Source organism: Priestia sp. ST2, from assembly GCF_055810735.1.
The window spans coordinates 792,099-814,121 of record NZ_JBVVNT010000001.1 but is presented as its reverse complement, the minus strand read 5'-3'; the positions used below and the strand labels follow the sequence as shown (position 1 = coordinate 814,121).

The window sequence follows — 22,023 nt, the reverse complement described above, 5'->3', positions numbered from 1 at the left end:
ACCTTTTCGTCAAAAAATAATTATTATTTTATTTTATCAGAAAATGAAAAATCTATAAATAGAGTGTCCAAACATACCCATTCTTTGTGATTCATGAAGAATGAGTGAAGAGTTCTCTCTTCACTCATGCCTCAATTCCACTTACACTTCAACCGTTTGCTGTACGCTTGCTTCTAGTGCTGCTTCAAAAATAGCTAAGCCTTCTTCCAGCTGCTCATCTGTAATAACAATCGGCATTAAGATACGAAGAACGTTTCCAAATACTCCTGCGCTAAGCAGTAATAATCCACGGTTGTTTGCTTCTTTCACGATGCGCTGTGTAAGCTCTTTGTCTGCTTCTTTTGTTTCACGGTCTTTCACAAGCTCAATCGCAGACATCGCTCCTAATCCGCGAATATCACCGATACAGTCATATTTTTCTGCTAGTTTTTCAAATCGTGATGTTACCACTTTTCCAAGGTACTCACCGCGTTCATTTAGCTTTTCTTCTTCAATGATATCAAGTACAGCTAAAGCTGCTTCACATCCAAGAGGACTTCCGCAATACGTTCCGCCAAGCTCACCAGGATTAGATTCATCCATGATTTCAGCACGGCCAATGACACCGCTGATTGGTACGCCAGCTCCTAGTGATTTTGATACCGTAATTAAATCAGGCTCAACGTCAAAATGTTCAATACCGAAGTAGCGGCCTGTACGTGCAAATCCTGCTTGAATTTCATCTGATACAAATAAAATTCCGTGCTCTTTACATAATTGATACACTTCTTGCACAAAACGTTTACCTGGAACAATGAAACCACCTTCACCTTGAATCGGCTCCATTACAACAGCTGCAATCGTTTCCGGTGCTACTTCTGTATTTAAGAAGTTTTTGAATTCTGTAATCATGAAATCTTCGTATGCTTCAACTGATAACCCTTGTGGACGGCGATACTCATAAGGATATGGAGCTTTGTATACTTCAGGAGCAAACGGTCCAAATTCATATTTATATGGTTTTACTTTACTTGTCATTGTCATTGTCATTAATGTACGACCATGGAAACCGCGGTTAAAGGAAATAATTCCTTGGCGCTTTGTATATTTACGAGCAATTTTCACTGCGTTTTCTACAGCTTCTGCTCCGCTATTTAAAAGTAATACTTTCTTGTCAAATTCACCCGGTGCAATTGCTGCTAATCTTTCTGCAAGCTCTACGTATGACTCATACATCATTACGTTAAATCCCGTGTGAATAAAACGGTCTACTTGTTTGTGAAGCGCTTCTTTTACTTTTGGGTGACTGTGTCCTACATTGATTGTGCCAATTGCGCCTACGAAATCAATAAACGTATTGCCATCGACATCTTTAACGATCGCCCCTTCAGCCGTATCAGCAAATGTCGGAATGCCATAACTTACACCTTTCGGAATGGCACGGTGTCTTCTATCTAATAATTGCTTTGCATTTTCTCCCGGTAAATTTGTTGCTACTTTGCTAAAAGTTTGACTCATTTTTTATCTTCCTCTCATATTAAATAATTCTTCAATTAGTTTATATGCAAAAAACGTGCCAACTTTTAAAAAGCTGAAAAATAAGCATTTTTAGATAATTCTAACGATATTTGACTCATCAATAAGTCTATATAAACTTATTGATGAGTCAAAAAAGACTTTCCCCTCGCACAAAGTACAGGAATTTTATATTGCCATAAAAGGAACAAGGCTTTTATAATAAATGTATAAATATAGTAATGTTAGGATTGACCTCTTTATAAAGGAGTGAAAAATATGCTAGAGGGCTGGTTTTTATGGGTTATTTTATTTTGGGTGGTCTTTTTAATGAGCATGTTTGCTATCGGCGGATTTTTTATGTTTAGGAAATTTTTAAAGCGCTTACCAAAAGAAGACGGCATGTCTGAGCTTGATTGGCAAGATCACTATCTTTCCAAAACCGTCCACCTTTGGTCAGCGGATCAAAAGCAGCTATTAAACGTTCTTGTTGAACCAGTACCTGAACTATTTCGCGATGTAGCCAAACAAAAAATCGCGGGAAAAATTGGGGAACTCGCAATTGAGGAACAAGCAGCCTCTATAACGGAAGACTTAATCGTACGCGGATACATTTTAGCTACGCCTAAACGTGATCATAAATTTTTATTAAAAACATTAAAAAAGCAAAAAATAGATGCCGTCCCTTATCAGCATTTATTTTAAACTAAAAAAGGTGGCTGCGCAGCCACCTTTTTTAGTTTAATATCGTTGTATTAGCAAGACGATCATTATGCAGCTTTCGTTCGAGCTTTTTGTACGATGTGTACATAGCAATACGCCAAGGTACAATCATACCAAATGCTAAAATCCAGAACATACCGCCAAGCTGGCCAACATCAATTGAAGAACTTAAATATATTTTCATTGCAATTCGAATAATAAGCAAACCAATAATAATGAATGCAAAAGCTTTTGAACGCTTCAAGTAAATATGATCGTCACGAATTTCAAATTTAGACGTTTTAATTAACAGGATTGAGAAAATCATGCCTGCTATTAACGCCTCAAGCAGTTCTGCACCCGTTACTCGAAACATTGGAAAGATAAACATTAACGCTCCCGTACTCATAAAAAAAGGCGGGAGTATAATTTTTTTTGCATTCGTTGGTTTATCAGCAGCTTTCATTCGAACAACTAATATGAAAGAAGCCATAAAAATTGCGACAAGTGTTGAAGCAATAACCAATGAAATCCTTCCTTTACTATAGTTTAGTGTTTACTTATATTATAATCCAAAAAACATCAGAAGTAAAAGTGCAACAAAAAAACAGAAGAGGATCTCTTCTGTTTTTATTTAGTAGAGGTGATATCTGCTTTTGCTTTTTGCTTTTGTTTTTGCTTTTTCATTGCTTTTAGTAAGAACCCGCCTTTAAATTTACGCGGCTCGTATGAAATAATGAAAGCACGAGGCTCATATTCTTCAATGAATGCTAATAGCTCTTCTTCTCTACTTCTTTTTGTTAAAATGTCTAATCTATAGCGTGCACTGTCTCTTCCTTCTCCTTGATAAACAGTAACACCAAAACCTTCTTGTCGAAGGCGGTTAATCAACTCTTCATTTTTGGTCATAAGGTTAACTAAGAATGTTGTATATCCGATAGCAAGTCTAGATTCGATATAACTTCCAAGAATAATTCCCACTCCAAACCCAACTGCATATACAACCATAGCAAGCGTGCTTTGATCTCCTGAAAATACAAGAGATAAGCCGAATACATAAATTAACGCTTCAACAAATCCAAAAACCGAGGCATACATACTCATACCTTTGACTAAAAAAATTGTGCGCAGCGTCAAGATCGGTACATAGATCAGTTGCAAAAGCAAGATTAACAAAATATCTTTCAATTTATACACCTCTTTTTAACAATTAAAAATATGACGATTTCATTGTATCACTCCGTATTTATAGAAGATATAGTAAAAATAAATTTTTTCTATATATTTTTTACATCATATTCTTGTATATTTCCTAAGAGCAAAAGTAACTATTTTATCTTTTGAAAAATAAAAAGAATCTGCCAATTATCAGATTCTTTTTTTTATCATTTTCCCTTTTTAAAAGCCCGTAAACCCTCCAAATACGCTCGTTGTATAAATAATAATTTTTGTCATCCAGTCAAAATACAAAATAAATCCCATACCAATCATTGCATATCCGCCAACTTTCATCATGGAATTCATATGTTTTTTTAACCAGTTCATTTTCCCGATAAAAAACGTCATAATAAAAAATGGAATAGAAAACCCAAGTGAATAAGCTATCATATACAAAAGACCGGAGCCTGGGTTTGTCGCTGCAAGGGCCATAACCGATACTAAAATAGGGCCCGTACACGGAGTCCAGCCGGCAGCAAAAGCCATACCAATAAAAGAAGAACCTAAGAGTCCAGCCGGCTTATTTGCGAATTTAAGCTTGTGTTCCTGCATAAGAATTCGAGGCTTAAAAATTCCTAGTACAACTAGACCAAAGAAAATAATAAGAATAGCGCCAATCTGCCGAATTAAATCCTTATAGTTAAAAAACCACTGACCAATAAAAGAAGTAGCAAAGCCAATCATAATGAAAATAACAGAAAACCCCAATAGAAAAAATGCTGTGTGAATAAAAGCTTTGCGCTGATGTGACTTAGCGCCTTCCTTTAACTCGCTAACTGACACTCCCGTTATGTACGATAAAAAAGCTGGGTACAAAGGCAAACAGCAGGGTGAAATAAACGATAAAAACCCCGCGCCGAATGCCAAAAACAAATTTAAATCTCCCACATTTCCCACTTCCCTTTTTTGTTCTTTTTCGTTACCATTTTGTAACCAAATTGTCTTATCTCACTTCTTTCAAATAGTACCATTATCTTGTATAATTAGGTAAACGACTTGTTAGAAGGGATACATAGCATTGGCCAAAAAAGATATTCTATTAGCGATTGAAAAGAAACGAGAAGAACTCATCCGCATAGTCCGAGTAAGTGGATTAAACTCTCCACCTGCTATTAAACATAGTCAAGAATTAGATCATTTATTAAACGTTTACAATGAATTCCCTGCTCAAACAACAGAAACAACCTCTTCATGAAGGTTGTTTCTTTTTTTACCTTCACTCTATCAATTCTGTATAAATCTCTTTTACTCCTGTTTCTTTGCTGAAATTCTCTTCTTTTTCACTGTGCTGAAGCTGATACATATTATAGTACAAACCGCCTTTGTTTAGCAGTTCAGTATGTGTGCCTTTTTCGACGATTTTTCCTTTATGCAGTACTAAAATACAGTCGGCGTGTTGAATAGTGGATAAACGATGGGCAATCGCAATTGTTGTACGGCCTTTTCCCATATCTCTTAACACTTCTTGAATCGCTTCTTCTGTTTCTGTATCAATGTGTGCTGTTGCTTCATCAAGAATAAGGATTTTAGGATTCCGGATGACCGTTCTTGCAAATGCTAAGAGCTGACGCTGGCCGCTTGATAAAGTGGAACCTCTTTCGACTAGCACTTCATTATACTTATTAGGAAGGGCTTCGATAAATGCATGAGCTTGCACAAATTCCGCCGCTGCTTTTACTTGTTCATCAGAAAAATGGTCTTCGTGCAGCGTAATATTTCGTTTTACGGTATCTGCAAATAAAAAGGCATCTTGAAGCACTAGCCCTACCTCATCTCGAAGCTGTTTATTTGAAAAAGACGATAGCGGTTTATTATCGATCAAAATGTCTCCTTTTTGCTGCTCATAAAAACGCATTAATAAATTAATGATGGAGCTTTTTCCGCTTCCCGTATGGCCTACTAAAGCCACTGTTTCTCCTTCGTTTACCGTAAACGATATATCAGAAAGTACATCTCGAACACCGTCATAGGAAAACGTTACGTTTCTGAATTCTACCGTTCCTTTTTGTACCCCCTGCTTTTGTTCTCCTGTCATGACTGGATTTTTTTCTTTTTCATCCATCAAGTTAAACACCCGAGAGGCTGATACCATCGCTTGCTGATACATAGAGAGACGCTGCATCATTTCATTAACAGGCTCAAAAAAACGATCCAAGTAGTTGATAAACGCGTAAAGAACACCAATTTTAACAGGACTGTCAGCTACGGAAACACCAAAATAACTGAGCACAAGAATAACGGCTAACATGTAAAGAATTTCGACTGCCGGTCTTAGCAGCAAACCATCTAACTTAATATTGCGCATCCCCGCTTTGTAATGCTCATCATTGATTTCTTCAAATTCCGAGCGCAGCCGCTTTTCTTGACGAAATAACTGAATAATAGACATGCCTTGCAAAGACTCATGAAGCTTGGCATTTAACTGGCTTAGCTTTTCTCGAAGCTGTCCGTAGTAAATAGCGCTGTAATGCTGATAAAGCTTCATAAGTCCCCAAATGAACGGGAGAAGAACTAAACAATAAAAAGCCAGCTTCACATCTAGCATAAACATGGCTATAAAAATACCGACCAAAAATACCCCATTTTGAATAAAAACCGCGATGACTTCCACAAACATTTCTTTCATGGCTTCCGTGTCATTTGTAATTCGAGATACCAGGCTTCCTGTTGGCGTGTTGTCAAAAAAGCGAAGAGCCAGGCGATGAACATGAGAAAAAACGTCAATTCGAATCTGCTGAATAATTTGAAGCGCAATTTTTTGGAACTGCAGAAGCTGAAAGTATTGAACGAAAATTTTTAAAAGCTGTAAAAGCAAATAACTGCTTGCAAGCCACACAAGAGGCTGAAGAGGCAAATACTTAGGAGTTAAATAATCGTCAATGAAAATTTTAATCAAAATGGGCCCTAATAAATCCGCAGCCGTAGCAATTAATAATAATGTGAACGCTAAAAAAAATGATTTTTTATGCGGAATTGTATAGCGAAACAGACGTTTATGTACCGAAGAATGCTCAATTTTCATTTTTCGTCTCTCCTTCTTCTACCGCACGTTCAAGCTGCTGTCTATCGTACATATCCTGGTACCAGCCGCTCACGCTAAGCAGTTCCTCATGAGTTCCTCGCTGAATAATTTTCCCTTTATCAAGTACAAGAATCAGGTCTGCATGAGTAACCGAGCTCAGCCGATGCGCTGTAATAATCGTTGTTCGATTTTGACGTTTCTGCTTCAGCGCTTGTAAAATACCCGCTTCCGTTTTCCCATCTACCGCTGATAGCGAGTCGTCTAAAATTAAAAGCTCAGGATCTAATAGAAGAGCTCTTGCAATCGAGATACGCTGTTTTTGTCCACCCGATAACGAAACGCCTTTTTCACCTACTATTGTTTGATAGCCATCCGTAAAATCGAGGATGTCTCTATGTACATTGGCAACTTTAGCCGCTTCTTTAACTTCTTGATTGCTTGCTTCTTTTTTTCCAAACGCGATATTATCAGCAACTGTTGTTGAAAACAAAAAGTGATCTTGAGGAACATACCCAATGCTTTGGTACAATGAATCAAAAGCATAGTCTTTAATGTCTTTTCCTCCCCATAAAACAGCTCCGTCGCTTACATCAAATTCACGAAGCAGCAGCTTTAAAAGCGTGGTTTTCCCAGCTCCCGTCTTTCCGACAATACCTAACGTTTGACCGCGAGAAAGTGTAAAATAAATTTCGTTTAACGTATATCCGTTTTCTTTGCCATACGAAAACCTCTGAATAACAGCTTCAATATTTCCTGTTGGTATTTCAACACTGGGATGCGCTGCTTCTTCAATCGAATTTTCTTCTTTTAATAAAGAAAATACCCTGTCATATGATGCTCTTCCTCGTTCCACAATGTTAAATAGCCAGCCAAACGCGAGCATCGGCCAAATAAGAAGGCCCAAATAAGTTGTAAAGGTAACAAGCTGCCCCAGTGTCAACTCTTCACTAATAACCATCTTGCTGCCAAAAATAAGAGCAAGTAAAAAAGAAAGTGCTACAATAATCGAAATGGTCGGATCAAACAATGCATCTACTCGGGCTACTTTCATGTTCTTTTGCACAACATCTGCAGACTTGATGCGAAATTCTTCGACATCAGCTGCTTCTTCCCCAAACGTCTTAATGACTTTAATTCCGCTAATGCTTTCTTGAACCTTATCATTTAAAGTAGAAAATGCTGCTTGTGCGTGATGAAACCGCGCATGAAGCAATGTACCATAGTAACTCGTTAAAACGGCCATAAGCGGCATAGGAATAAGGCAAATAAGCGTTAATTTCCAGCTGATTGTGAGGGCCATTGTGCATAGAACAAGCCCTCCTGTGACAATGGAATCCACGAGTGTCAAAACGCCCGAACCTGCAGTTTGTTGAATAGCTTGAATATCGTTTGTTGCATGGGCCATCAAATCCCCAATTCGCCGCCGTTGATAAAAGGCCTGATTCATCTTGGTAAAATGAGTGTAGAGGGTATTTCTCAGCTGCTTGGCTAGTTTAACAGATGAACCAAATATCATAATACGCCATATGTATCTTGTGAAATAGGCCACAACAGCAGCTCCTAGCAAAATTCCAACCATCTGCATTAAGCGCTTTCCATTCAGCGTCCCTTCTTTAATGCCATCTACCGTTAAACCAATAATTTTAGGCGGGAGAAGTTCTAATGCTGCCACAATAATGAGCAACGCTATCCCCGTTATGTAAGACTTTTTTTCCTGTTTGAAAAACCACCATAACTCTCGAAAAATTTTCATCGTATCCCCCTAACCCCACAACCATTTTCTTATCTCTATCATAAAACAAAAGACACCCTTCTGAATAGAGAGTGTCTGTCCAATTAACCATTATTTAATTTGGCCGTTCATTGCTTTCATCATTTGGTTAATTTTTTTCTGCGATGGTTTCATGCCCATTTGCATCATCATCATTTTTAACATTTGTTCATTAATTGGTGGATTTTTCTTCAGATAGCTCATCATATACTTACGAGCAATGAAAAATCCTAGCGCTATCCCAACAATTAATGCTAGAACACCAACTAGAATATACATTCCCATGGTATTACTTCCTCCTTCGTGTTGTCTAACTTACAGTGTACTAGACCATACGCTATTATACAATATTTCCGTTCCAATTTCCTTAAATAATTACACAAATTTTCTTGTTTTCACAGGCCTCAGCCAGCCGTATTCATCCGTTCCATAATTCACTGCTAAAAAACAAGGATCTAGCTTGCGTAATACTTCAAAAAAAGCTGTCTCAGCATCAACATTGCCATCTCCTTCAATTGTTATACAGCGATTCGTTAATTTTATAGATGCTCGACTTTTTTTATGAGGATATTCCAGCACAAACGTCTCTTGATGAGTAAAAAAATGAGGATAATGAGAAAACGCCTGAAGCAATTCTCGTTGAATAAATGAAATGGGCAGTTGGCGAGTAATGTAATGAACTTGTTTTTGTAAGTGCGTTTCCTGCAAGTGACGTTTCATTCTATATTCAATCAGCAGCTGATAAATGAGCTTTTCTCTTCGAAAATAGGATGATGCAACTTCTTCCTCCATTAAATATACTTCATACGTTCTCACGATTCATCCTCCCTTTCGGCTCGTTCTTTTTTGTACCATTATACCGAATGGTGTACGCAATGCTTGTCTATCGATGAAAAAATTCCTTTGTTTTTTTGTCGAAAAAAAGAGCAGACCACAGGAGTCTGCTCTTTCTTATGAAAAAGAATTATGCATTAAGCAAGCTTTTCACTTTTGCTACTACATTTTCAACTGTAAAACCAAATTCTTTCATGATTGTTTCACCAGGAGCAGATGCACCGAAGTGATTAATACCAAGAACTTGTCCTTCGTCTCCAACATAGCGTTCCCAGCCAAGTGTAGAAGCCATTTCAATACCTAAACGCTTTTTCACTGATTTAGGGATAACACTTTCTTTGTACTCAGCAGATTGCTCTTCGAAACGATCCCACGCAGGCATACTTACTACAGATACATCAATGCCTTCTGCAGCTAATGCTTTTTGTGCTTCTACTGCTAGGCTTACTTCAGAGCCTGTTGCAAGTATTAACGCATCCGCTTGGTCTTTACCAGCTTTAGATACAACATATGCACCTTTAGACACGCCTTCGTATGCATTTTCTTTTGTACCTTCAAGCGTTGGCAAGTTTTGACGAGTCAATACAAGCGCCGTTGGGCGGTCAGTTGACTCTAATGCTAAGCGCCATGCAGCAGCTGTTTCATTTGCATCTGCAGGACGAACCACTGAAAGACCTGGCATTGCACGAAGTGATGGCAATTGTTCAATTGGCTCATGTGTTGGGCCGTCTTCTCCAACTGCGATACTGTCATGTGTGAATACATATGTTACAGGAAGCTTCATTAAAGCTGCTAAGCGAATTGCTGGGCGAAGATAATCAGAGAATACAAAGAATGTTCCTCCGAATACTTTTACACCGCCGTGTAGAGCCATACCGTTTAATGCAGCTCCCATTGCAAATTCACGTACACCGAACCAGATATTACGTCCGCTGTAATCAGCTGCAGTGAAGTCTTCTGAACCTTTAATCATTGTTTTATTTGAGCCAGCTAAGTCAGCTGAACCGCCGAAGAATTGAGGTACAGCTTGTGCTACTGCGTTTAATACTTCTCCAGAAGAAGCACGGCTAGCTAGGCTTGAACCCGTTTCGTATGCTGGAAGCGTTTCTTCCCAGCCTTCCGGTAACTTTCCTTCTACTGCCAGTTCAAATTGACGACCTAGTTCAGGGTATTTTTCTTTATACTGTGCAAATACATCGTTCCATTCGTTTTCTTTCTTTTGGCCATCTTCAGCAATTGTAGCTTTGAAGTGAGCATACACTTCTTCTGGCACATAGAAATCTTCTTCAAATGTCCATGCATAAGCTTCTTTTGTTAATTTTGTTTCATCGGAACCTAATGGAGAACCGTGCACGCCAGAAGTACCCGCGTGGTTTGGAGAACCAAATCCGATTGTTGTTTTTACTTCAATTAGCGTCGGGCGTGTTAAATCGCCTTTTGCTTCTTCAATTGCGTTTGCAATCGCTGTCAAGTCATTGCCGTCTTCAACGCGGATTACTTGCCATCCGTAAGCTTTGAAACGATCTTCTACGTTCTCAGAGAACGAGCGATCTAAATCTCCGTCTAAAGAAATATCATTTGAATCGTATAAAACAACTAAACGTCCTAATTTTAAGTGTGCTGCTAATGAAGCTGCTTCAGCAGATACACCTTCCATTAAGTCTCCGTCACCACAAATACCATACGTAAAGTGGTCTACAATTTCTAAACCTTCTTTGTTGTATGTTTCAGCTAAATGACGTTCTGCCATTGCTTTACCAACAGCCATTGCAATACCTTGTCCTAGTGGACCAGTTGTTGCATCAACACCTGCTGTATGACCGAACTCTGGATGACCTGGTGTTTTACTTCCCCATTGACGGAAGTTTTTAAGGTCTTCAATTGATAAGTCATATCCAGCTAAATGAAGCAAGCTGTATAATAGTGCCGATCCGTGTCCTGCTGATAATACAAAGCGGTCACGGTTGAACCAGTTTGGATTCTTTGGATTGATGTTCATAAATTTTGTCCACAATGTATATGCCATTGGAGCAGCTCCCATTGGCATACCTGGGTGACCTGAATTTGCTTTTTCAATCGCATCGATTGATAAAGTACGAATTGTTGCAATCGAAAGATCTTCAATACGTTGTGTCATACTCTTCATTCCTTTCAAAACTATGTACATATGTTATCATACTAATGATTTGCTTATTTGTACAATACTTGAACCAAAAAATTTTCCACTTTTACAGTTTTTGTGTGCCTTATTAAAAATATACAAAAAACTAGAAGGAACACTCCCTCTAGTTTTACTAGAACGTCTTAGTGAAGACGCTTCTTTTTACTCTCTTTTAACTTCTTAGGCGTAACATCTTTACCTTCTTCGTCCACAACTTTAATCGTATGAAGGTGATTTGTCATAGATTGTCGGAAAACTTTTAAATATTCCTGACGTAGCTCTTGCTGTTCTTTCGCTTCAGATTCTGTCAGACCTTCAGCCTTTGCCTTTTTTGAAAGAGCATTAATACGAGCAAGTTTATCTTTTGATAGCATATAAAACCTATCTCCTTATAATCAATAATTAAAATTACCGAACCGTTCCGGCAACATGTAGTCATCTTACTAAATCTCTTTCGTTTTATCAAGAGATTGAGCATTCTCTTGGTATTCTTGATAGCGGCGATGTACCGTCGCTTTTGAAATATTATAGCCAAAACCTTTTAGCGTAACTGAAATTTCAGCAAAGGTTAAGCCGTTATGACGAAGACGGACAATTTCTTCAATTGGCGCTTCTTTTTTTTCTCTTCCCGAGTTAACTCCTTGATTTTTTAAATTTTGCTGCGGACGATAACCGTTTTCTACAGCTCTTTTCATTCCTCTTTTAATTTTAGCATTATGTAATTTCCGCTGATGCTCTTCCACTAAGCTAATAATATCTAACACCATTGAATCAGATTCTGAAAGCTGAAGCTGGCCTTGATGACTAATCGTATAGATGGTAGCATTTTCTTTATGAAAAGCATGAAGCAGCGCAATTCGAGCATTTCCTCTGCCTAATCGTGTTTCATCTTGAATAAGCAACACAGATATTTTTTCTTCTTTCATTGTATGAAGAACATCCAAAATACCCTCTCTGTCTACTTCATATCCGCTCGCTTTTTCCATTACGACTTTTTTTACGTCTAGATGGTGAAGAGCAGCAAGCTTTTTTAATTCTTCTTGCTGGCGCTGTAAAGATGTTTCTTGGGTTTTTTTATCCGTACTGACACGGCAATAAATAATGGCATCCACTTTTATCACGACCTTTTCGGCTTCTAACAATATTCAGGAACGGCCGTTACACACTACTGTTCAATTGCCACTTGATTATGTAACTCTTTTTTTAAAACAGGAATATATAATTTATCTCCAGGAGATAAAGACTGGGCAGTGTCTGAGTTTAAATCATTGACGTCTTCAACCCATTTGACAAATTCATTGGTGGTCAAATGATGGTGATTATGATACTTGTTGGACAATTCCCAAAGCGTATCTCCTTTTGTAATAGTAACCGTTGAATATTTGTCTAAATCTACTTTATCCGCTCCTAAAACCAGCGTCAATACATATGTAAGTGCAGCGATAACTGCAAAAAAAATAGCGTAATGTTTCATAGAATGTAAGAATTGTTGCATATTATGATCCCCCTGTCAGAATATATGTTCTTATTTTATTGAGAACATTTGTTTCTGTCAATGGAATTCTTCGAACTTATGTTTGTATATTGACACATCACGTGGTATAATTCACCTAAAGAATAGCTAAAATCGAGGTGAAAAATATGAAGCTATCAAAACGTCAACAAGACATACTAGATTTTATTAAGCATGAAGTAAAATTAAAAGGTTATCCGCCTTCTGTTCGTGAGATTGGGGAAGCGGTAGGATTAGCCTCTAGCTCCACTGTACACGGGCATTTAGCTCGTTTAGAAAGCAAAGGGTTAATTCGCAGAGATCCGACAAAACCAAGAGCAATCGAAGTTCTTCAACTAGACGAAGTAAACATCCCTAAAAGCAATGTCATTAATGTTCCTGTTATCGGTAAAGTAACAGCGGGTCTGCCTATAACAGCTGTTGAAAATGTGGAAGAATATTTCCCTCTTCCAGATAAATTCGTTTCTCCAGATGATCATGTATTTATGCTTGAAATTATGGGAGAAAGTATGATTGAAGCAGGTATTCTAGATGGCGATATGGTAATCGTACGTCAGCAGCAAACAGCTAATAATGGAGATATTGTGGTCGCTATGACCGAAGACAACGAAGCAACGGTAAAACGTTTCTTTAAAGAAGAAAATTTCGTTCGTTTACAGCCTGAAAATTCAACGATGGCGCCTATTATTCTTCGCCACGTAACGATTTTAGGAAAAGTAACTGGTGTATATCGCACGATTCACTAATCAGACACTGTATGTAAAACCAACTAATGATGATGTTAGTTGGTTTTTTTTACGTTTGTTTTCTAAAAAAATTGGCATATTATAAATGATACGTTGAATCATTGCAGGCGGGTAGAACGGTTTTTATAAAGCTTGTTTTACCTTTTACTTTCTACCTGCATTTCCTCGACTCTTACAAGGAAATACAACCGACCATAAGAAGGATGTAGTTTATGACCAATACACCAAGGAAAACAGAACCATTTCAAACCATTGTACCTGCCAAAGCAATGAACATGTTTCTTTTTCCTTTTTCCTTTGACCGAAAAAATAAAGAGCAGCTTGTTCATGCGCTGAAAGCAAATTTGTTCGAGTTTTTCTCCATTCAAAACAAACATTTAGAAAAAGAATACTACGGAGAACAATATTACGTATCTCATGATAGCCTGGATCAATATTTTCTTCCTTACATTGAATGCATTCTATTCCCTGACTCGTGCGAAAAAGAAGGGTTGCTTCGATTTTCAAAAAAAATAGACCATGCCATTACGTTACACACTTCCTCCACCACCGTGTCTAGCAACGTGCTGTCTGTGGATGTTTTTTTATGTCCTTTTGAAATTGGCGTCATGACCATTCGCACTGAGATGAGCCATAATCATTACACCTATGATGATATTTTAGAGTTCATGAATCATTTTCGTGTATTAGAACCGAAGCTTGCTGAAGAGCATGGATCCACCATTACCTATGAACACCACCGCTATAGCAAAGTACAAGATTATATTTTTTCACAGCTCGCGCCATTTTTGAACGAACACATCAAGAAAGAAGCCACACGTGAACAGCATGTGGGGAGCCTTCCTTATTTTATCGATGAACGGATGTTTGTGTTAAGTTATGTAACGGTAAATCAAGAGCAAGAGATTAATTCCACAACTTTATTTCGTACTGGACAGCTAAATAGCTATATGCCTGACGGGAAAGCGTTTATTTCTGCACACAATCATGAGTATATTAAAACGTATAATACTAAACACGTGTATTCCAGATGGGCTCCTGAAACCTATTACGTCATAACAGACCATGTGTTTTCATGTATTTCTAAATCGACAGACTCTAAAACGGATCAGCTTTTGATGAATCATCTATTTGGCCAGCATTACTATAATTTATTTTTACATTTTTTCTATAAAATCGTGTTGCTAAAACTATCTTATGAGTATTCTCAGCTCACGTTTCATAAAAATTCAGAGGGCATTGAACGACTAATCCGCTCTATTACCGTGTTCTCAGGTAAATATTTATTTTTAGAAATTAGCTCTCGCACAGAAGGTCAAGAGTTTTCTGAGCTCTTTAAAAAAATCTTCCATATCAATTCTCTTTATCAAGAAGTCAAAGAAACTCTTGGTACTTTGTACCAAAACCAAGAGAAAATCGCAGCTAAGCGTCACAATTACTTATTATTAATTTTAACGATTTACACGGTTCTTTCCGGTATTTACGGAATGAATTTAGTTATTAGCAAACTAAAGGGAAACATCAATTGGGATAGTATGAAGCAGTTTTCTATCTTTGAATATATCGCTTTAATAGTAGCTCTATCAGGAATTCTGATCAGCATTAGTCTCGGAGTGAGTTCCCTATGGAATTTATTAAAAGATCGGTTTAAAACATAAAAGCTGTTCGCATCAGAAAACACATGATAAAAAAGAAGAGATTGAGACATAACTAAATCAAGCGAATCTATAGGGGAACAAATGGAATAAATAAGCTAGTAGGGATTGCTTGTTACACCGCTGTTGACTTCCGTGCAAGACTTCGCTTTCCGCGGGCAGTGAGTCTTGCCCTCCAATCAACCTCTAAAAGCAACTAAAAACACGAAACCTACGTTCACCATACCAATGAAAAAATCCGAACGAATTGGATTCTCCGTCAAGAACCTCGATTCATCGTTCGGATCTTCTTCAATTAAAATAATTTTGTCCTAACCTCTTCTTTTTATTCTTTTTGAAGCTGTAAATCACTTGGCGCCCAGTCCGGAATTCCATCATCTTCATCAAATTCAATAATGACATCCGTTACTCCTTTTTCCTGTAAAATACGATTTTCCAGACGATCTTTAATATCATCAGCTTCTGCCACTGTTAAAGAAGGATCAATTTCTACTTTTAATTCAACGTGAAGCTCTTCTCCTTCTTTCATCACCATTAACGTTTGAATATCACGCACTTGTACATCTTGCATGACAATCGCGCCAATTTTTATTTCCATTTCTTTATCTGCTTCACCTAGCGCTCCAGCAGCATTATCTAAAAATACTCGTCCTACTACAAAAAACATCATAAGCCCAATCAAAATAGAAGCAATTCCTTCAGCTTGGTGAAAAGGTGTAAACCGTGAAATGAAAACGGCTATTAACGCCAATACGCCTCCTCCAGTAGCTACCAGATCTTCCATAAAGACCAGCTTGGTTGCCGGCTTTGCTTTCTTTAAATGAACAAAGCTTTGCGTAAAAACATTGACCTCTGCGGTATCCATTCCGACATCGTGCAAAATTTCTTTCATCGCCTTAAATAGGACAAACATCTCAAGTAACACCGAGATGCCAAGTACTGCAATATTTAAAATAAAGCCTGAAGACTTCGTGGGATGAAGAATGTGGTGATATCCTTCTTTAATCGTTTCAAACGCCATAATCCCTACTACAAGAACCGCTCCTAATAGAACGAGATTAACCAATCGGCCGAAACCATTTGGAAATCTTTTGGTCGGGGCTTTTTTACTTAATGCCGAACCTATAAAGACAAAAAACTGATTAGCTGCATCTCCTAAGCTGTGCATCGTTTCAGCAAACATTGCTACATTCCCTGTTAAAGCGAAAGCAATTCCTTTAATGATAGAGATAATGGTATTAACTACAGCGGCCATGATGGCCGATTTATTTCCCTTTCGCAACAATTTAATTAATTCACTCATACAATCCCTCCGTTTGCGCCTTTGATGAGATTCGATTACGGTTAGTGTATGTGAATTTAAAAATTAAAAACCTCCAACATACAAGTTGGAGGTTTTTAGTCATGTTTCATTATTTTTTAAAACGGTACGGTACAGTTGTAACAATTACATTTTTACGGTAAAGCAAATGTGCTTTTAACAGCAGACTGGACTGATTGTGAAGGATATTTTGCCAGCTTTTTTTCGTAATGAATTGCGGAATAACGACCGTAATAGCCATATTATTTTCCCGGGCTTTTTCCTCAGCCATATCGATGAATCGAAACAGCGGCCGCACTAAGCTGCGGTATTGAGAATGAAACGTAACAATACGAATATCAGGCTGCCACTTCTCCCACTTCTCTTCCATTCTCTTTTCGCTTTCTCGATCAAAGGCTACATGTACTGCAATAACGGTATCGCCAATCGTTCTTGCATAATTTAATGAATTTTCTACTACCTTTGTCATTCCTGCTACAGGAACAATGACCACACTTCCTTCAAGCTTTCCAATCTTTTCTCCTTGCTTAATGCGAAGCTGCTCTCCTACCGCTTCATAATGCGTATGAATGCGATGAAAAATATAGACAATAACCGGTAAGAAAATGAGCACGGACCATACTTGTGAAAACTTCGTTGTAAACAAAATAATTAGCACAGTTAAGGTAATGAGGGCACCAATTAAGTTAATGGTTAGCTTCCCTTGCCAGCCGGCCGGCTTTTCTCTAAGCCATTTGACAATCATGCCTGTTTGAGAAAGCGTAAATGGAATAAACACCCCGACTGCATAAAGAGGAATTAATTGTTCAGTCGCTCCTTTAAAAGCTACAATTAAGACAATAGAAGCAATCCCAAGGGTCACAATTCCATTTGAATAGCCTAGTCGATCGCCACGAATTTGAAACATTCTTGGCATGTATTTATCAGACGATAAGTTGACAGCTAGCAAAGGGAAAGCTGAAAAGCCCGTATTCGCCGCTAGCACTAGAATTAGAGCTGTTGTGCCTTGAATAAAATAATAAAATCCATTTCGTCCAAACACACTCGATGCAATTTGTGATACAACCGTTTCATCTGCTTTTGGAGAAATGCCAAGCCAATAAGCTAAAAACGTGATGCCAGAAAATAAAACGGCTAAAATACCGCCCATCAGCATTAATGTATGAACAGCATTTTTTGCACCTGGCTCTTTAAAGTTAGGCACTGCATTTGAAATAGCTTCTACACCTGTTAATGCTGAACAGCCTGACGAAAAAGCTTTTAATAATAAAAACAAACTAATACCTGGCACTACTGTACCGAGAGAGGGATGAAGCTCAGGTGAAACTTGACCTGTCGCTATTTTAAACAAGCCTACCGCTATTAACAAAATAAGAGCAATAACAAATAAATAAACCGGATAAGCTAATACGGAAGCGGATTCTGTTACACCACGTAAATTTAAGACGGTAATAAAAATCACCAGCAAACACGCAATTACTACATTGTAATGATGCAGCGTTGGAAAAGCCGAAGTTAAAGCATCGGTTCCTGCTGAAACGCTCACAGCAACTGTTAAAATATAATCCACCAACAGTGATCCTCCAGCGATAAGTCCAGGATTTTCTCCTAAATTGGTTTTCGAAACAATATAAGCTCCTCCGCCTTGCGGATACGCATAAATAATTTGGCGATATGAAAGAATTAAAGCCGTGAGCAGAACCAATACCCCAAGCGCAATTGGAATCGAATACCAATAGGCAAGAACGCCGACTGTTGCAAGTACAATCAAAATTTGTTCTGTTCCATAAGCCACTGAAGATAAGGCATCTGATGATAAAATAGCCAGTGCTTTAAGCTTACTAAGCTTTTGATCGCCTAACTCTTTTGTTTTAAGCGGCTTTCCAATCAATAATCGTTTGAGAACTGAATAGTTCACGTAATTTCCCTCCGATGATTGCTTAGCTACTATTTACTGTCGTTGCTAAGCTCCGTTACAAGTTCACGAATAAGTGATATTATCCCTTAAAAATACCTTTTTATGTTAAAAAAGCGCACAAAAAAAACACTAAGGGTTCTCAGCGTTTTTACACAGCTTAAACCTCCTCTCCAAAACGCTTATGGGGTTAGCTGTCGGATTCGGGCTATGAGAGTAGCCCTACCTTTAAAAAAGGATTCACCCCAAGTGACAATGCACAAATTTGGGTCCCCCACTTCTGACGAATTAAGCGATAACAGGTCAATATAATTTTCGGTTAAATGGTATGATCGATAACATGTTTCTTTCATAACTATCCTTTGTTCTTAGATAATATACTCCCGTACAAATGGTTTGTAAAGCATTATTTTACGCAAACCATAAAATAGTGCTTAAGGCGCTTTTAACAGAAAAACAAAAGGTCTTCTGCCCGCTTACAGAAGACCTTTTTGCTTTAACTTTTTGCTTTTAAAACGGCTGCTAGCTTGTTTTTCGTTTGAGGACCATAAATACCATCCACATCATAAGGAAGATACACAAGCTGAAAACGTCTGACTGCATCTTTCGTTTGAACTCCATATATTCCGTCTACTGAACCTACTTTAAAATTCACCGCGTTTAATGCTTTTTGAAGCTGCTTCACGGCTTCTCCAGAATCACCTTGTTTTAAAATTCCATTTGGAAGTGGATATTGTTCCGAAGGTGGAGTTGGTGACGGTGTTGGAGATGGGTTTGGTGAAGTCCCTGAAGGAATAACAATTGTTTTTCCAACCTGTAGTGTTAAAGGATCAGAAAGCCCTGTATTCGCTTCTTGAAGCGCTTGTACTGTTATGTTGTACTTCTGTGCAATACTGTAAAGCGTATCTCCTTGCTTGATCGTATACGTTTTTGTACCTGGTTCAGAAGGTGATGGATTCGGAGTTGGTGTTGGATTGGGGTTTGGAACTGCACGACGAGGTAAATTCAAATAGACGGCAATTCCTTTTGCATACGATTCACCCATGCTTTTTAAAAAAGCTTCGTTTTGGAGAAGTGCTGCATCGGTGCGGTTATCAATAAAGGCTATTTCAGTTAGTACTGCGGGCATATTTGTTAAGCGAAGCACCGCATAATTGGCTGATTTTCGACCGCGATTCGGATGATTATACGACAGCAGCGTTGGCTGTACTTGGCCGTGGACAATTGATTGAAACGTTTTACTGGCATTGCTAGCGCTTCTATAAACATAATCTTCATATCCTGTTCCTCCACCGGCATTTACGTGAATAGACATAAATACATCTGCTCCCCACGAATTAGCTTGAGAAGCGCGCTGAGATAACGATAAAAAAGTATCTGTGGTACGAGTGGTTTTAATCGTAAAGTCACTGTAGGTGCTATTTAAATAGCTTATTAAATATTGTTGAATTTTTAAAACTAAGTTTTTTTCATACAGTCCGTTCGCTCCAACTGCTCCTGCATCTGCCCCACCATGTCCTGCATCTAGATAGATTTTTTTCATATTACTTGTCCCTCCTTATTGTTAACATATGTATAGGGGCAAAAAGTGCTACGTATACTAGCCTACTAAGTAGAAATTTACTAAAAAAAGAACCGCTACTCAAAGGCAGCGGTTTATTCTGCGTTGTAGACAGAATATTAAATAGGGATAGCTCTCAAGGAGTGACAGCTATATGCAGAGTGTTGATTCGTTGATTAAATGATAATAATTATCATTTTCATTTGAAGTATACACTAAAAGGAAAGTTTTGTCTATTCTATTATGAGAACGGGCCTATTTAAAAAGCAGAACGCCTATAACAATGAGAATAATCCAAATTGGAATGCTGATTAATATGCCTATTACTAAACCTTTAAAAAAATTTCCTTCTTGCATTTTCATTCCATTCCTCTCCAACAGTATTTTCTAATGATACTACGACTGGCTGAAAATTCTTTGAAGTTATACTGAAGTGCAGAGTGAACACATAAACAATCTCTCTATCTGTTATACAATACTTTTACATATAGATTCAATGAGACAAAAAGCTTATCCTTTTTAATTCTTATAACCAAATTCTTTCCTGTATCTAACAAAACCATAAAAAAGCCTCCTGTAAATTGTACGACAGGCAGCTATACTTGTTTTATGAACAGCTTAGTTCGATATTTAATATGCGCAATGTTATTCATTTTGAAAAACAAAAAAAGTCCGAGAGAACGTATAAACGATCTCTCGGACTTTTAGGAATTAATATTGGCTCATGTATTGGTCACGTTCCCAAGGATGAACTTGTGTACGGAACATATCCCATTCGATTTCTTTCGCTTCAACGAAGTGCTCTGCTAAGTGTTCACCTAATGCAGAAACCATAACTTCGTTTGATTGGAAGCTATCTAAAGCTTGAGCTAATGTTGCAGGTAAATCTACGATACCTTCTTCAATACGCTCTTCTTTTGTCATTACATAGATATTACGATCGATAGGTTTTGGAGCTTCAAGGTTGTTCTTGATTCCATCTAAACCAGCTTTTAATAGAACAGCCATTGCTAAATATGGGTTAGCAGCTGGGTCTACGCTACGTACCTCAACACGAGTTCCTACGCCGCGAGAAGCTGGGATACGGATTAATGGGCTACGGTTGCGAGCAGACCATGCAACGTAACAAGGAGCCTCATATCCAGGCACTAGACGCTTATAAGAGTTTACAGTAGGATTTGTTACTGCTGTAAAGCTGTGTGCGTGCTTGATGATACCTGCGATAAATTGACGAGCAGTATCACTTAGCTCTAGATTACCGTTTTCATCATAAAATGCGTTTTGACCATCTTTAAATAATGAAACGTTACAGTGCATACCTGAACCATTCACACCAAATAATGGTTTTGGCATAAATGTAGCATGTAAGCCATGTTTACGTGCAATTGTTTTTACAACAAGTTTGAACGTTTGGATATCATCACAAGCTTTTAATGCAGCAGCATATTTGAAGTCAATCTCGTGTTGTCCAGGAGCTACCTCATGGTGAGATGCTTCAATTTCAAAGCCCATTTCTTCAAGCTCTAATACGATGTCACGACGGCAGTTTTCACCAAGGTCAGTTGGCGCTAAGTCGAAGTAGCCACCTTTATCATTTAATTCTAATGTAGGTTCGCCTTTTTCGTCTAATTTGAATAAGAAGAACTCTGGCTCAGGTCCAAGGTTAAAATCAGTAAATCCTAACTCTTCCATTTCTTTTAACACACGTTTTAAGTTATTACGTGGATCGCCATCAAACGGAGTTCTATCTGCATTGTAGATGTCACAAATAAAACGTGCTACTTTACCTTTTTCAGATGTCCAAGGGAAAATAACAAATGTATCAATATCCGGGAATAGGTACATATCTGATTCTTCAATACGTACAAACCCTTCAATAGAAGAACCGTCAAACATCATTTTGTTGTCTAACGCTTTTTCTAATTGACTTACTGGAATTTCAACGTTTTTAATTGTTCCTAAAATGTCAGTGAACTGAAGACGAATATACTTTACATTCTCTTCTTGAACTTTGCGGAAAATATCTTCTTTTGTGTACTTTGCCATCGTGTGATCCTCCCCTAAATCTCTATATAATATTTATAATCTATACCCCTCATATACGAACGGC

The 22,023-nt window shown here is 37.9% G+C and carries 20 protein-coding genes and 1 riboswitch; of the genes, 4 read left to right on the top strand and 16 right to left on the bottom strand.

Going from position 1 to position 22,023, the window contains the following annotated elements; all coding sequences use genetic code 11:
- Positions 1 to 141: 141 nt before the first annotated feature.
- The gene (gene gabT, locus AC0KUU_RS04120) at positions 142 to 1,497 is read right to left on the bottom strand and encodes a 4-aminobutyrate--2-oxoglutarate transaminase (RefSeq protein WP_050689592.1); all 1,356 of its coding nucleotides are present in this window, start codon (positions 1,495 to 1,497) and stop codon (positions 142 to 144) included.
- A 276-nt stretch (positions 1,498 to 1,773) separates the two neighbouring features.
- Here gabT and AC0KUU_RS04115 point away from each other — a divergent pair, with 276 nt between their 5' ends.
- The gene (locus AC0KUU_RS04115; protein ID WP_013058765.1) at positions 1,774 to 2,199 is read left to right on the top strand and encodes a DUF2621 domain-containing protein; all 426 of its coding nucleotides are present in this window, start codon (positions 1,774 to 1,776) and stop codon (positions 2,197 to 2,199) included.
- 31 nt (positions 2,200 to 2,230) lie between these two features.
- Here AC0KUU_RS04115 and AC0KUU_RS04110 read toward each other — a convergent pair whose 3' ends face one another.
- The 3 genes from AC0KUU_RS04110 to AC0KUU_RS04100 all read right to left on the bottom strand — a co-directional run bounded on the left by AC0KUU_RS04110 (position 2,231) and on the right by AC0KUU_RS04100 (position 4,302).
- On the bottom strand, positions 2,231 to 2,722 hold the full coding sequence (locus AC0KUU_RS04110; RefSeq protein ID WP_013058766.1) for a CcdC family protein: 492 nt from the start codon (positions 2,720 to 2,722) through the stop codon (positions 2,231 to 2,233).
- Between the two features lie 104 nt (positions 2,723 to 2,826).
- Positions 2,827 to 3,384: a DUF2179 domain-containing protein gene (locus AC0KUU_RS04105; RefSeq protein WP_013058767.1), complete on the bottom strand. Its 558-nt coding sequence runs from the start codon at positions 3,382 to 3,384 to the stop codon at positions 2,827 to 2,829.
- A gap of 210 nt (positions 3,385 to 3,594) precedes the next feature.
- Complete coding sequence (locus tag AC0KUU_RS04100; RefSeq protein WP_034649306.1) at positions 3,595 to 4,302, bottom strand: cytochrome c biogenesis CcdA family protein; 708 nt, start codon at positions 4,300 to 4,302, stop codon at positions 3,595 to 3,597.
- A 130-nt stretch (positions 4,303 to 4,432) separates the two neighbouring features.
- Here AC0KUU_RS04100 and AC0KUU_RS04095 point away from each other — a divergent pair, with 130 nt between their 5' ends.
- Positions 4,433 to 4,609 (top strand): aspartyl-phosphate phosphatase Spo0E family protein, encoded by a 177-nt coding sequence (locus tag AC0KUU_RS04095; protein WP_013084718.1) that lies wholly within the window; start codon positions 4,433 to 4,435, stop codon positions 4,607 to 4,609.
- Between the two features lie 21 nt (positions 4,610 to 4,630).
- Here the strand turns inward: AC0KUU_RS04095 and AC0KUU_RS04090 are convergent, their stop codons facing one another.
- The 8 genes from AC0KUU_RS04090 to yneA form a co-directional block, all read right to left on the bottom strand.
- On the bottom strand, positions 4,631 to 6,436 hold the full coding sequence (locus tag AC0KUU_RS04090; protein WP_322552385.1) for an ABC transporter ATP-binding protein: 1,806 nt from the start codon (positions 6,434 to 6,436) through the stop codon (positions 4,631 to 4,633).
- Positions 6,426 to 8,189, bottom strand: coding sequence for an ABC transporter transmembrane domain-containing protein (locus tag AC0KUU_RS04085; RefSeq protein WP_322552386.1), 1,764 nt, complete (start codon positions 8,187 to 8,189; stop codon positions 6,426 to 6,428). The genes AC0KUU_RS04090 and AC0KUU_RS04085 overlap by 11 nt, the downstream gene beginning before the upstream one ends.
- Before the next feature lie 90 nt (positions 8,190 to 8,279).
- Positions 8,280 to 8,492 carry a YneF family protein gene (locus AC0KUU_RS04080; protein ID WP_013058772.1) on the bottom strand — a complete coding sequence of 71 codons (213 nt, stop codon included), beginning with the start codon at positions 8,490 to 8,492 and terminating at the stop codon, positions 8,280 to 8,282.
- A 90-nt stretch (positions 8,493 to 8,582) separates the two neighbouring features.
- A complete protein-coding gene (gene sirA / locus AC0KUU_RS04075; protein ID WP_013084721.1) occupies positions 8,583 to 9,023 on the bottom strand; it encodes a sporulation inhibitor of replication protein SirA in 441 nt (146 codons plus the stop codon).
- 148 nt (positions 9,024 to 9,171) lie between these two features.
- Positions 9,172 to 11,178: a transketolase gene (gene tkt / locus AC0KUU_RS04070; protein ID WP_013058774.1), complete on the bottom strand. Its 2,007-nt coding sequence runs from the start codon at positions 11,176 to 11,178 to the stop codon at positions 9,172 to 9,174.
- 167 nt (positions 11,179 to 11,345) lie between these two features.
- Positions 11,346 to 11,576, bottom strand: coding sequence for a DUF896 domain-containing protein (locus tag AC0KUU_RS04065; RefSeq protein WP_013058775.1), 231 nt, complete (start codon positions 11,574 to 11,576; stop codon positions 11,346 to 11,348).
- Positions 11,577 to 11,645: 69 nt separating this feature from the next.
- Entirely contained in the window at positions 11,646 to 12,314 is a 669-nt protein-coding gene (locus AC0KUU_RS04060) for a YneB family resolvase-like protein (protein WP_043976570.1), read from the bottom strand.
- A gap of 53 nt (positions 12,315 to 12,367) precedes the next feature.
- The gene (gene yneA / locus AC0KUU_RS04055; protein WP_013084723.1) at positions 12,368 to 12,697 is read right to left on the bottom strand and encodes a cell division suppressor protein YneA; all 330 of its coding nucleotides are present in this window, start codon (positions 12,695 to 12,697) and stop codon (positions 12,368 to 12,370) included.
- A gap of 146 nt (positions 12,698 to 12,843) precedes the next feature.
- Between yneA and lexA the strand changes: the two genes are divergently transcribed.
- The gene (gene lexA, locus AC0KUU_RS04050; protein WP_013058778.1) at positions 12,844 to 13,461 is read left to right on the top strand and encodes a transcriptional repressor LexA; all 618 of its coding nucleotides are present in this window, start codon (positions 12,844 to 12,846) and stop codon (positions 13,459 to 13,461) included.
- 212 nt (positions 13,462 to 13,673) lie between these two features.
- Positions 13,674 to 15,119 (top strand): magnesium transporter CorA family protein, encoded by a 1,446-nt coding sequence (locus AC0KUU_RS04045; protein WP_322552387.1) that lies wholly within the window; start codon positions 13,674 to 13,676, stop codon positions 15,117 to 15,119.
- A gap of 322 nt (positions 15,120 to 15,441) precedes the next feature.
- On the opposite strand, the gene AC0KUU_RS04040 is transcribed toward AC0KUU_RS04045, so the two are convergent.
- The 4 genes from AC0KUU_RS04040 to glnA form a co-directional block, all read right to left on the bottom strand.
- Positions 15,442 to 16,419, bottom strand: a complete 978-nt coding sequence (locus AC0KUU_RS04040) for a cation diffusion facilitator family transporter (protein WP_322552388.1) — start codon at positions 16,417 to 16,419, stop codon at positions 15,442 to 15,444.
- A gap of 109 nt (positions 16,420 to 16,528) precedes the next feature.
- Positions 16,529 to 18,355 carry an APC family permease gene (locus AC0KUU_RS04035; protein WP_013084729.1) on the bottom strand — a complete coding sequence of 609 codons (1,827 nt, stop codon included), beginning with the start codon at positions 18,353 to 18,355 and terminating at the stop codon, positions 16,529 to 16,531.
- 161 nt (positions 18,356 to 18,516) lie between these two features.
- Positions 18,517 to 18,657: riboswitch (cyclic di-AMP (ydaO/yuaA leader) on the bottom strand.
- A 191-nt stretch (positions 18,658 to 18,848) separates the two neighbouring features.
- The gene (locus AC0KUU_RS04030) at positions 18,849 to 19,895 is read right to left on the bottom strand and encodes an N-acetylmuramoyl-L-alanine amidase (protein WP_043976565.1); all 1,047 of its coding nucleotides are present in this window, start codon (positions 19,893 to 19,895) and stop codon (positions 18,849 to 18,851) included.
- 729 nt (positions 19,896 to 20,624) lie between these two features.
- A complete protein-coding gene (gene glnA, locus AC0KUU_RS04025) occupies positions 20,625 to 21,959 on the bottom strand; it encodes a type I glutamate--ammonia ligase (protein WP_013058785.1) in 1,335 nt (444 codons plus the stop codon).
- Between the last annotated feature and the right edge of the window lie 64 nt (positions 21,960 to 22,023).

Excerpts from the sequence above, each read along its gene's own strand:
- gabT (WP_050689592.1), bottom strand. The coding sequence starts at position 1,497 with ATGAGTCAAACTTTTAGCAAAGTAGCAACAAATTTACCGGGAGAAAAT.
- AC0KUU_RS04115 (WP_013058765.1), top strand. The coding sequence starts at position 1,774 with ATGCTAGAGGGCTGGTTTTTATGGGTTATTTTATTTTGGGTGGTCTTT.
- AC0KUU_RS04090 (WP_322552385.1), bottom strand. The coding sequence starts at position 6,436 with ATGAAAATTGAGCATTCTTCGGTACATAAACGTCTGTTTCGCTATACA.
- AC0KUU_RS04085 (WP_322552386.1), bottom strand. The coding sequence starts at position 8,189 with ATGAAAATTTTTCGAGAGTTATGGTGGTTTTTCAAACAGGAAAAAAAG.
- AC0KUU_RS04080 (WP_013058772.1), bottom strand. The coding sequence starts at position 8,492 with ATGGGAATGTATATTCTAGTTGGTGTTCTAGCATTAATTGTTGGGATA.
- tkt (WP_013058774.1), bottom strand. The coding sequence starts at position 11,178 with ATGACACAACGTATTGAAGATCTTTCGATTGCAACAATTCGTACTTTA.
- AC0KUU_RS04065 (WP_013058775.1), bottom strand. The coding sequence starts at position 11,576 with ATGCTATCAAAAGATAAACTTGCTCGTATTAATGCTCTTTCAAAAAAG.
- yneA (WP_013084723.1), bottom strand. The coding sequence starts at position 12,697 with ATGCAACAATTCTTACATTCTATGAAACATTACGCTATTTTTTTTGCA.
- lexA (WP_013058778.1), top strand. The coding sequence starts at position 12,844 with ATGAAGCTATCAAAACGTCAACAAGACATACTAGATTTTATTAAGCAT.
- AC0KUU_RS04045 (WP_322552387.1), top strand. The coding sequence starts at position 13,674 with ATGACCAATACACCAAGGAAAACAGAACCATTTCAAACCATTGTACCT.
- AC0KUU_RS04040 (WP_322552388.1), bottom strand. The coding sequence starts at position 16,419 with ATGAGTGAATTAATTAAATTGTTGCGAAAGGGAAATAAATCGGCCATC.
- AC0KUU_RS04030 (WP_043976565.1), bottom strand. The coding sequence starts at position 19,895 with ATGAAAAAAATCTATCTAGATGCAGGACATGGTGGGGCAGATGCAGGA.
- glnA (WP_013058785.1), bottom strand. The coding sequence starts at position 21,959 with ATGGCAAAGTACACAAAAGAAGATATTTTCCGCAAAGTTCAAGAAGAG.